Origin of the sequence: Pseudomonas sp. CG7 (assembly GCF_023701885.1) — a bacterium.
Lineage (GTDB): Bacteria > Pseudomonadota > Gammaproteobacteria > Pseudomonadales > Pseudomonadaceae > Aquipseudomonas > Aquipseudomonas zanjanensis.
Genome location: NZ_JABAEE010000134.1, coordinates 297 through 10,651, shown reverse-complemented (window position 1 = coordinate 10,651; position 10,355 = coordinate 297). Strand labels below are relative to the sequence as shown.

The window sequence follows — 10,355 nt, the reverse complement described above, 5'->3', positions numbered from 1 at the left end:
TACGAGGCCAAAAGTCGTGATCGTCAGCTTAGAGCCTTACAGCGTAAGGCTACAAAGCTGGGTGTTCGATTGGTCGCGGCTTAAAAAGCTTTGGAGAACAAGGGGATGGATTTTGTTTGATGAGAGCTTGCTCCCGCTCGGCTGCGCAGCAGTCGTAAAACCTGGATAGCGAAATATGCCTGACAGACCGCGGTGGCTGGATTGGGGCTGCTTCGCAGCCCAGCGGGAGCAAGCTCCCTCGCCACAGGGTTGCCGATCACTTCCAGATCAGTGTGAAACGACCACTTTCAGTGGAACTTGCGCCCCAGCCCCGCCGGCACGCCTTCGATGGTGGTTTCTTCCCACGGGCCGTTCGGGCTGACGGAGCGGCTCCAACCGTTGTTCCAGCGGAAATAGGTGCGCTGGCGGTAGAACGTATTGGTCTGGTTATCCAGCACATAGACCCCCAGTTTGGCATCCCAATGGCTGTTGCCACCCGGTGGCGGGGCGAAACTGGCGGAGGTACGTGGCACCGGCTTGGCCGGTTTGATCGGGATGACTGGCTTGCCAGGAGGCGTGGACGGGGCCGGCTTGGTGGGCGGGGGCGACGGTGGAAGCGGTGGCAGGGGCGCCGAGGGCTCCGGCGGACGCTGGACCGCGCAAGCGCTCAGGCCCATGACGAGCGTGAGCAGGGTGATACGAGCGATGGCGGTCATGGTGCGAATTCCTGTTATTTATCCGGACTGTCGATGGTCAATTGTTGTTGCGCCGTGGTGCTGCTCGCCAGGGGCTGGCTGCGGCCGATCCACTCACCCGCGGTCGGCTGGCCGGCCCGGGAGCCGCGCGCCATCAGTTGGACTTCGGGGAAGTTCGACAGTTTCAACTGGGGCATCATGGCGTCCGCATCGCCCAGTTCAACCGTGACCGGCAGATCGGCCACCGTCAGGCGCTTGACGGCCAGGGGTGCCGGCGGGCCGGAAACGGCGCGGGCAAAGATGAACACGCTGTCGCCCGGCTGCACCTTGGCCTTGAGCTCTGGCGCCAGGTCGACGCGAACCTTGAGCAATGCACCGGGCTTGGCCTGCGGGGCCTGGACGACTTTGCCGCCGCCGGCTTGCAGTTTCTCGGTGGCGCGGGTAATGCCGCCCTGTAGCGCCTCACGGGATTTGTCACCTTCCGGCAACTGCGCGAGCAAGCGCCCCCAGTAATCGATCGCCTCCTGATAGTGTTCGCCTTCGAATGCGGCGATACCCAACAGGCCGAGGCTGGTGACTTCCTTCGGATCGAGCTTGAGCGCTTCGTCAGTCAAGGCCTGGACCTTATCCGACCATTTCTTGCCATCGGCGAAATACTGCGCCTGGGCCCATTGGCCCAACAGTTCCGGTTGGCGACCGGCGACCGCCACGGTGCGCTCGAAGATCTTCGCCGCATCCGCGGGCCGATCCTGGGCCATGTAGGTACGCCCGAGGAAATACAGGCCTTCGGCCGAGTCCGGCTGCGCCGCCACTGCGCGTTCCAGGCGCTGGGTCATCTCTTCCATCGACTGCGGCGCCTGGGCGAACTCGCGGGTCAGCTCGACCTTGTCACTGGCACCGAAATGCAGGTACAGCGCCAGGCCCAGCACCGGCACCAATACGGCGGCGAGCAACGGCAACGGTTTGCCCAGCCGGGATTCGCGCGGCGCATCGACGCCCTCGGTGTCGGCGAGCAGCTCCCGGGCGGCTTCGGCACGACCGGTGTCCAGTTGCGCGGCGTTGAGCACGCCCTCCTCCCGCTCGGCTTGCAGTTCGGCCACACGCTCCTGATACAGCGCCACGTTGAGGGCGGTGCGGTCCTCTTCGCGTTGAGCGCGACGACCACGCAGTACAGGGATCAACAGAAAACTCAGGGCAACCAGAAGAAGCAGACCTGCGGCGAGCCAGAAATCAATCATGCTTGGTTTTATCCAACAGTTGGTCGAGGCGCTGGCGCTCTTCGACAGAAAGCGTGTCCGGTGCGGCCGTGCGCTGGACCCGGCGCCGGCGCACGATGACTGCGATGATCACGAGACCACCGAGCAACAGCCCGGCGGGGCCGAACCAAAGCACCGCGGTCTTGGAGGACAGGGCGGGGTTGTAGCGCACGAACTCACCGTAGCGATCGACCATGAAGTCGATGATCTGCTGGTTGTCCTTGCCCTCGCCGAGCATGCGGAAGATTTCCTTGCGCAGGTCGGCGGCAATCGGGGCGTTGGAGTCGGCGATGTCCTGGTTCTGGCATTTGGGGCAGCGCAGTTCCTTGGTCAGCTCGCGAAACCGCTCGCGCTCGCCGGCGTTGGCGAATTCGTAGGTGTCGATGGCCGCCTGGGCCACACCGACCAGGCTCAACCCCAGGATGGCAGCGGCTAACCAGCGCTTCATGGCTTGGCCTCGTCCACCAGGGACTGGTATTTGGCGGCCAGTTTCTCGCGCCAGACCTGTTCGTCGATCACGCCGACGAACTTGTCGCGGATCACGCCCTTGGCCTCGATGAAGAAGGTTTCCGGCGCGCCATAGACGCCCAGGTTCAGGCCCAGGGAGCCGTCTTCGTCACGAATGTCCAATTGGTACGGATTGTGAAACTCGGCCAGCCACTTCAGAGCGTCGGCATTGACGTCCTTGTAGTTGACGCCGTAGATCACCACGCCGTTCTGGGCCAGTTTGTTCAGCACCGGGTGCTCGACCCGGCAGGAAATGCACCAGGTGCCCCACACGTTGACCAGCGCCGGCTTGCCCAGCAGGTCGGCACGGGTCAGGGTCTTGTCGCCTTGCACCGAAGGCAGGGAAAACTCCGGGAATGGCTTGCCGATCATCGCCGAGGGCAACTCGCTCGGGTTCAGGTACAACCCCCGGTACAAAAACACCGCCATCAACAGGAACAGCGCCAGCGGCAACAGCATCAACCAACGTTTCATGCAGTGGCTCCCGTCACGCCCAGGGCTTCACGCACCCGGGTTCTCACCTTGACTCGATAACGCCGATCCAGCGCCGCCAGTACCCCGCCCAGGCCGGTGAGCAAACCACCGAACCAGATCCAGCGCACGAACGGCTTGACATGAACGCGCACCGCCCACGCGCCGTCGCCCAGGGACTCGCCCAGGGCCACGTAGAGATCGCGAGTGAACCCGGCATCGATCCCGGCTTCGGTCATGACCGAGTTCTGCACGGTGTAGAGGCGTTTTTCCGGGTGCAGCACGGTGATTTCCTGACCGTTGCGAATGACCCGCACGGTGCCTTTGTCAGAGGTGAAGTTCGGTCCTTCGAAATGCTTGGCGCCTTCGAACACGAACTGATAACCCCCCAGGTCCATGGACTCCCCCGGCGCCAGGCGCAGGTCGCGCTCGGCACTGTTCTGGCTGGACAGCACCACACCCAAGGCACAGACGGCGATGCCCAGGTGGGCGATCTGCATGCCCCAATAACTGCGGGTCAGGGATGGCAGGCCTTTGATCAGGCCTTTGTGGCGGGTCTTGTCGAAGATGTCCCGGACGCCGGCCAGCAACACCCAGGCCGCCAGCACGAACGTCGCCAGCACCGCCCAGTTGAAATCGCCATAGGCCACGCCGGCCACCACGGCCAGGGCGGCCGTGCCCAGCAGCACCGGGGTCAACATGCCCAGTAGCCACTTGACCGGGGTGTCTTTCCAGCGCACCAGCACACCGATGGCCATCACCACCATCAGGATCGCCATCAGCGGGATGAACAACGCGTTGAAGTACGGCGGACCCACCGACAGCTTGGCGCCGGACAGTGCATCGAGCACCAGCGGGTACAACGTCCCCAACAGGATCATCGACGCCGCCACCACCAGCACCAGGTTGTTGCCCAGCAACAGGGTTTCCCGCGACCAGAGGTTGAAGCCGACCTGGCTCTTGACCACCGGGGCACGCAGGGCGAACAGCGTCAGCGAACCGCCAACGACGAACAGCAGGACCATCAGGATAAACACGCCACGTTCAGGGTCCGAGGCAAACGCATGCACCGACGTCAGCACGCCGGAACGCACCAGGAACGTGCCGAACAGGCTCAACGAGAACGCCGCGATGGCCAGCAGCACGGTCCAGCTCTTGAACACACCGCGCTTTTCCGTGACGGCGAGGGAGTGAATCAGCGCGGTACCCACCAGCCAAGGCATGAAGGATGCGTTTTCCACCGGATCCCAGAACCACCAGCCGCCCCAGCCCAGTTCGTAGTAGGCCCACCAGGAGCCCAACGTGATACCGACACCGAGGAAGGCCCAGGCGACGATGGTCCACGGGCGCGACCAGCGTGCCCAGGCGGCATCGAGACGCCCGCCGAGCAACGCGGCGATGGCGAAGGCGAAGGCCACGGAAAAACCGACGTAGCCCATGTAGAGCATCGGCGGGTGAACGATCAGGCCGATGTCTTGCAGCAATGGATTGAGGTCGCGGCCATCCATCGGCATCTGCGGCAGGATGCGCTCGAACGGGTTGGACGTGACGATCAGGAACAGCAGGAAACCGGTGCTGATCATGCCCATGATCGCCAGTACGCGGGCGAGCATCACGCGTGGCAGTTGCCGGGAGAACACCGAGACGGCGAAGGTCCAGCCCGCGAGAATCAATGCCCACAACAACAGCGAACCTTCGTGGGCGCCCCACACCGCGCTGAACTTGTAATACCAGGGCAAGGCGCTGTTGGAGTTGCTGGCGACGTACTCCACGGAAAAGTCGTCAGCCATGAACGCATAGGTCAGGCAACCGAAGGCGAACAGCAGGAACGCGAACTGCCCCCATGCCGCCGGCTGTGCCAGGCTCATCCACAACCGGTCGCCACGCCAGGCACCGAGCAGGGGCACCACGGCCTGTACCAGGGAGAAACACAGGGCCAGGATCATCGCCAGGTGGCCCAACTCGGGAATAAAGATACCAGCCGTCATCGGTCAGCCCTCCTTCACAGGCGCGGGTGCCGACTGGCCGCTGTCTTTCAGGGCCTTGGTCACTTCCGGCGGCATGTATTTCTCATCGTGCTTGGCCAGCACTTCATCGGCGACCACTACGCCGTCAGCGTTGAGCTTGCCCAGGGCGACGATGCCCTGCCCTTCGCGGAACAGGTCCGGGAGAATGCCGCGATAGGTGATGGTCACGGTCTTGTTAAAATCGGTGACATTGAATTTCACGTCCAGCGAATCCCCGGAACGCACCAGCGAGCCCTGCTCCACCATGCCGCCGGCGCGGATGCGCGTGTCTTTCGGCGCTTCGCCATTAGCGATCTGGGTCGGGGTGTAGAACAGGTTGATGTTCTGCTGCAAGGCGCTGAGAGCCAGGCCGACCGCGGCACCGACACCCACCAGGATCGCCAGAATGATGACAAGACGTTTTTTGCGCAGCGGATTCACTGACCGTTCTCCCGGCGCAGACGACGCGCCTCTTGTTGCAGATACCGCTTGCGGGCCAGGATCGGCACCGCCACGTTGAGAGCCAGCACCACCAGGCAAATGCCATAGGCTGACCAGACATACAGGCCATGATGGCCCATGGCGAGGAAATCGCCGAATGACGCGAAACTCATCGAGCGGCCTCCAGGCTGTTCTGTACTTCGGCCTTCACCCAACTGGCCCGGGACTCGCGCTTGAGCACTTCCAGGCGCATGCGCAGCAACAACACCGCGCCAAAGAAACAGTAGAAGCCCAGTACCGTCAGCAGCAGCGGCAGCCACATTTCGATGGGCATCGCCGGTTTTTCGGTCAGGGTGAAGGTCGCGCCCTGATGCAAGGTGTTCCACCACTCCACCGAATACTTGATGATCGGGATGTTGATCACGCCGACAATCGCCAGCACCGCGCAGGCCTTGGCCGCGCTGTCACGATTGCTGATGGCGTTGCCCAGCGCAATAAGACCGAAGTACAGGAACAGCAGGATCAGCATCGACGTCAGCCGCGCATCCCAGACCCACCACGAACCCCAGGTCGGCTTGCCCCAGATGGCCCCGGTGACCAGCGCCACGGCGGTCATCCAGGCGCCGATGGGGGCGGCGCATTGCAGGGCGACGTCGGCCAGTTTCATCTTCCACACCAGCCCGACCACACCGCACACCGCCAGCATCACATAGATGGACTGGGCCAGCAGGGCCGTGGGCACGTGGATATAAATGATGCGAAAGCTGTTGCCCTGCTGGTAGTCCGGCGGGGCGAAGGCCAGGCCCCACACCACGCCAGAACCCATCAATAGCAGCGCGAAGAGGCTCAACCAGGGGAGCAGTTTGCCGCTGATGCCGTAGAACCACTTGGGTGAGCCGAGCTTATGAAACCAGGTCCAGTTCATTGCTGTTTCCATCACGGTTGCGGTTCGTCATCACGAACCGCCGGGTCTGCCTTTACATCCAGGGAAGTGGTCAATTTTTGACCAGGCCTCGTTATTATTCGCCGACGCTGATTTTCAGGCCAGCGGCTATTGCGAAGGGTGTCAGGGTTATTGCCAGGGCGGTCAGGCTCCCAAGCCACAGCAGATAACCGGTCGCGGGCATGCCTTGCAATGCGGCTTGCAAGGCACCGCTGCCCAGGATCAACACCGGGATATACAACGGCAGGATCAGCAGCGCCAACAACAGGCCGCCGCGCTTCAAACCCACCGTCAACGCCGCGCCCACCGCACCGAGCAAGCTCAGCACCGGAGTGCCCAGCAGCAGCGACACCAGCAGCACCGGCATGCACGCGGCGGGCAAGCCCAGCATCATCGCCAGCAGCGGCGAGAGCAGCACCAGTGCCAGCCCGGAAAAAACCCAGTGTGCCAGTACCTTGGCCAAAACCAGAAGGGCCAGGGGGTGCGACGAAAGGACCCACTGTTCCAGTGAGCCGTCTTCGAAATCACTGCGGAAAAGCCCGTCCAGCGAGAGCAGGACCGATAAAAGCGCGGCCACCCAGACCAGTCCTGGGGACAAGGTTTGCAACAATTGAGTCTCCGGACCGACCGCCAACGGGAAGAGCGCGATGACAATCGCGAAGAATACCAGCGGATTGGCCAATTCGGCCGGACGACGAAACAGCAGGCGCGCCTCGCGGGCAAGCAGCAGGCCAAACACACTCATACGGCCCAGTTCCCCAGATCGATATTGCGATAACCGGACGGCATCCGCGCCAGCGTGTGGTGGGTCGTCAACAGGACCATGCCGCCATTTTCGCAGTGCCGGGCCAGGTGTTCCTCGAGTTGCGCGACGCCCTGCTTGTCCAGGGCCGTGAACGGCTCGTCGAGAATCCACAGCGGCGGGCCGTCCAGGTACAACCGGGCCAAGGCCACTCGGCGCTGCTGGCCGGCGGACAGGGTGTGGCTCGGCACATCCTCGAAGCCGCGCAGCCCGACCGCCGCCAACGCTTGCCAGATCGCCTCGCGCTCGGCCGGCGTATGCAGTGCACAGAGCCAACTGAGGTTCTCTTCGGGGGTCAGCAAATCCTTGATGCCCGCGGCGTGGCCGATCCAGAGCAGGTTACGGGCCAGTTCGCTGCGCTGGCTGTGCAAGGGCTGGCCATTGAGCAACACTTGCCCTGCGGTGGGCTGCATCAACCCGGCGAGCAGGCGCAACAGACTGGTCTTGCCACTGCCGTTGGGGCCACTGATCTGCACCATGTCGCCAGGCGAGAGTCTCAATTCCAGATGTTCGAAAAGCAGCCGCAAGTCTCGCTCACAGGCGAGGCCAACGGTTTGCAGGAGAGGACTGGTCAAGGGATCGCGGGCCTTATACGGTGTTCAAGTCGGCGGTGCAGCGGCCGTTAAAGAGGTGCAGCATAGATGCTTTGACGGCCTGTTCCACAGAGCTGCGTCAAACAATTGCAAGGTTTTCGCCACTCCCTGAAAGACGGGCGGCATTATACATGCCCTGACCTACTCTCAAGAGAGCTTATTTCCCCAAGGTAAGACCGCAAATGACAGGCGACATGAACATCCTGCCGCTGCCCCAGGCCACGGCAACGACGCGTATGCCAACGGTGACGGGGGAGCTGCTCAAGTTGCTGGCGCCAGCCGAAGGGCTGATCGGGCCCGGCCAGACCGCCAAGGCCGAAGTGCTGTCGCTCAAGCAGGCGGACCAGACTTTTCAGCTACTGCTCAAGGTCACCCTGGAAAGCGGTCGACAGGCCACCGTGCAGGCCACCAGCACCCAGCCACTGCCCCAGGGCACCAGCCTGGCCGTGACCCAGCCGTCCGCCAGCAACCTGGCGATTGCCGTGCAACAGGCCGTTGCCTCCAGCGTTGCCACCTTGACGCGGATCGACACCGCGCAGATGCCGGTGGGCACGTTGCTGCAAGGCAAGGTGTTGACCAGCCAGGCGTTGCCCGCCTTACCCGGACAGCCGGTGGTCTACCGGTCGTTGGTGAGCCTGCTCAACACCGTCCAGGCTGGCAGCACCCTGGACATCGACAGTCCCCAACCGCTGCGCATCGGCACACTCTTGAGCGCCCAGGTGCAAGATGCCCAGACGCTGAAATTCGTACCCCTGAGCAACCGTCAGGAGCAACTGGCGGTGAGCCAGCAGCTGGTCACCCAAGTCAGCCGCCAGGGCTCGCTGGACAGTCTGATCACTGCGCTGCAAAACCTTCCCGTCACTGACGACACAGAAACACAGCTGCGCGCGGCGGTGACTCGCTTGCTGGCAGGCCTGCCGGATGCCCAGCAACTGAGCACGCCCAAGGGCGTGGCCCAGGCCATGATCGCCAGCGGTGTGTTCCTGGAAAGCAAGCTGCTCGCCGGACAGCCACCGAGCCTGGCGCCGGACATGAAGGGCGACCTGCTGAAACTGATTGCCCAGCTGACACCGGCCCTGCCCGCCTCGACCAACCTCGGCGCCATCATTGCCGCCAACACGCTGGCCCAGGCCCTGCCGAGTTTCGTGCGCAGTGCCCTGGGGATGCTCGGCCAGGTCAGCGCCAAACCGTCGCCCACCAGTTTTCCGCTGCCCTCTCGACAGTTGAAAGAGCAGGACGAAGAAGGCGACCTGGAACACCTGCTCCGCCTGGCCGCCGCGGCCGTGTCGCGCCTGCAAAGCCATCAGTTGTCGAGCCTTGAACAGACCGGCCTGACCGACGACGGCCGACTGATGAGTACTTGGCAGTTGGAGATCCCGATGCGCAACTTGCAGGACATCGTGCCATTGCAGGTCAAGTTCCAGCGCGAGGAAACCCCGCCCCGGGAACAACCCGACGAACGCCGGGAAGAACGCGAGCCGAAACAGCAGCTTTGGCGGGTGGAACTGGCGTTCGACGTGGAACCGCTCGGCCCCTTGCAGGTCCAGGCCCAGTTGCTCAGCGGCAGCCTGTCCAGCCAGTTATGGGCAGAACGGCCTTATACGGCGAGCCTGATCGAAAACAACTTGACCGCCTTGCGTGAACGCCTTGTGACCTGCGGCCTGAACGTCGGTGAGCTGGACTGCCACCTCGGTACCCCGCCCCCAGGCCCCAAGACTCGCCTGGAACAGCGTTGGGTGGACGAAAACGCATGACCACCCACACCGAACCCCGCCAGGCCATCGCCCTCAAGTACGACGGCCACCACGCCCCGCCCCTCCCCGCCAAGGGCGACGAGGCCCTGGCCGAGGAAATCCTGCGCATCGCCCGCGAAAGCGAAGTGCCGATCTATGAAAATGCCGAGCTAGTGAAGTTGCTGGCACGGATGGAGTTGGGGGACAGCATCCCGGAGGAACTGTACCGCACGATTGCCGAGATCATCGCGTTCGCCTGGAACCTCAAGGGCAAGTTTCCGCAAGGGTTTGACCCGCACGCGCCGAGTGTCGAGAAGGACGTGACCGACCGCGGCGACGATTACTGATCAAAGCGGCGGTATGATCAGTCGGTGAGCGCCAGAAAACCTGTGGGAGCGAGCTTGCTCGCGATGACGGAATCACACCCGACATTTCTATCGACTGCCACACCGCTATCGCGAGCAAGCTCGCTCCCACATCGGATCTGCGGCAGGACACGGACATCGTGGCGAGGGAGCTTGCTCCCGCTCGGCTGCGCAGCAGTCGCAAAACCGGGCGATACGGTCTGCTGCGGGGGCCCGCTTCGCAGGCCAGCGGGAGCAAGCTCCCTCGCCACAAGCGCTGCGTGTGCTGGAATGATCAGGCGTGAGCAGTAGAAAAACCTGTGGGAGCGAGCTTGCTCGCGATGGGGCCCTGTCAGTCAATATTGATTTGACTGGCACACCGCTATCGCGAGCAAGCTCGCTCCCACATTGGATCTGCGGCAGAACGCAGCATCGTGGCGAGGGAGCTTGCTCCCGCTCGGCTGCGCAGCAGTCGCAAAACCGGGCGATACGGTCTGCTGCGGGGGCCCGCTTCGCAGGCCAGCGGGAGCAAGCTCCCTCGCCACAAGCGCTGCGTGTGCTGGAATGATCAGGCGTGAGCAGCAG

Annotated in this window: 12 protein-coding genes; 2 read left to right on the top strand and 10 right to left on the bottom strand. The window is 63.3% G+C overall.

The features are described 5' to 3' along the window. Nucleotides 1-287: 287 nt before the first annotated feature. The 10 genes from HGO40_RS29495 to ccmA all read right to left on the bottom strand — a co-directional run bounded on the left by HGO40_RS29495 (nucleotide 288) and on the right by ccmA (nucleotide 7,675). Entirely contained in the window at nucleotides 288-695 is a 408-nt protein-coding gene (locus tag HGO40_RS29495) for a hypothetical protein (RefSeq protein WP_250965920.1), read from the bottom strand. 14 nt (nucleotides 696-709) lie between these two features. Further along, complete coding sequence (ccmI, locus tag HGO40_RS29490; RefSeq protein WP_250965919.1) at nucleotides 710-1,912, bottom strand: c-type cytochrome biogenesis protein CcmI; 1,203 nt, start codon at nucleotides 1,910-1,912, stop codon at nucleotides 710-712. Beyond that, nucleotides 1,905-2,378, bottom strand: a complete 474-nt coding sequence (locus HGO40_RS29485) for a cytochrome c-type biogenesis protein (RefSeq protein WP_250965918.1) — start codon at nucleotides 2,376-2,378, stop codon at nucleotides 1,905-1,907. Before HGO40_RS29485 ends, ccmI begins: the two co-directional genes overlap by 8 nt. After that, complete coding sequence (locus HGO40_RS29480; protein WP_250965917.1) at nucleotides 2,375-2,911, bottom strand: DsbE family thiol:disulfide interchange protein; 537 nt, start codon at nucleotides 2,909-2,911, stop codon at nucleotides 2,375-2,377. Before HGO40_RS29480 ends, HGO40_RS29485 begins: the two co-directional genes overlap by 4 nt. Next, nucleotides 2,908-4,896, bottom strand: coding sequence for a heme lyase CcmF/NrfE family subunit (locus HGO40_RS29475; protein WP_250965916.1), 1,989 nt, complete (start codon nucleotides 4,894-4,896; stop codon nucleotides 2,908-2,910). Before HGO40_RS29475 ends, HGO40_RS29480 begins: the two co-directional genes overlap by 4 nt. A 3-nt stretch (nucleotides 4,897-4,899) precedes the next feature. Beyond that, nucleotides 4,900-5,355: a cytochrome c maturation protein CcmE gene (ccmE, locus tag HGO40_RS29470; RefSeq protein ID WP_039593064.1), complete on the bottom strand. Its 456-nt coding sequence runs from the start codon at nucleotides 5,353-5,355 to the stop codon at nucleotides 4,900-4,902. Further along, nucleotides 5,352-5,528 (bottom strand): heme exporter protein CcmD, encoded by a 177-nt coding sequence (gene ccmD / locus HGO40_RS29465; protein WP_003199159.1) that lies wholly within the window; start codon nucleotides 5,526-5,528, stop codon nucleotides 5,352-5,354. The genes ccmE and ccmD overlap by 4 nt, the downstream gene beginning before the upstream one ends. Beyond that, a complete protein-coding gene (locus HGO40_RS29460) occupies nucleotides 5,525-6,280 on the bottom strand; it encodes a heme ABC transporter permease (RefSeq protein ID WP_250965915.1) in 756 nt (251 codons plus the stop codon). The genes ccmD and HGO40_RS29460 overlap by 4 nt, the downstream gene beginning before the upstream one ends. A 94-nt stretch (nucleotides 6,281-6,374) precedes the next feature. Beyond that, nucleotides 6,375-7,043 carry a heme exporter protein CcmB gene (gene ccmB / locus HGO40_RS29455; protein WP_003183957.1) on the bottom strand — a complete coding sequence of 223 codons (669 nt, stop codon included), beginning with the start codon at nucleotides 7,041-7,043 and terminating at the stop codon, nucleotides 6,375-6,377. Then, the gene (gene ccmA / locus HGO40_RS29450) at nucleotides 7,040-7,675 is read right to left on the bottom strand and encodes a cytochrome c biogenesis heme-transporting ATPase CcmA (RefSeq protein ID WP_186704691.1); all 636 of its coding nucleotides are present in this window, start codon (nucleotides 7,673-7,675) and stop codon (nucleotides 7,040-7,042) included. The genes ccmB and ccmA overlap by 4 nt, the downstream gene beginning before the upstream one ends. A gap of 200 nt (nucleotides 7,676-7,875) precedes the next feature. Here ccmA and fliK point away from each other — a divergent pair, with 200 nt between their 5' ends. Beyond that, nucleotides 7,876-9,447, top strand: coding sequence for a flagellar hook-length control protein FliK (fliK, locus tag HGO40_RS29445; RefSeq protein WP_250965914.1), 1,572 nt, complete (start codon nucleotides 7,876-7,878; stop codon nucleotides 9,445-9,447). After that, nucleotides 9,444-9,773, top strand: a complete 330-nt coding sequence (locus HGO40_RS29440) for an EscU/YscU/HrcU family type III secretion system export apparatus switch protein (protein WP_250965913.1) — start codon at nucleotides 9,444-9,446, stop codon at nucleotides 9,771-9,773. The genes fliK and HGO40_RS29440 overlap by 4 nt, the downstream gene beginning before the upstream one ends. Nucleotides 9,774-10,355 lie beyond the last annotated feature (582 nt).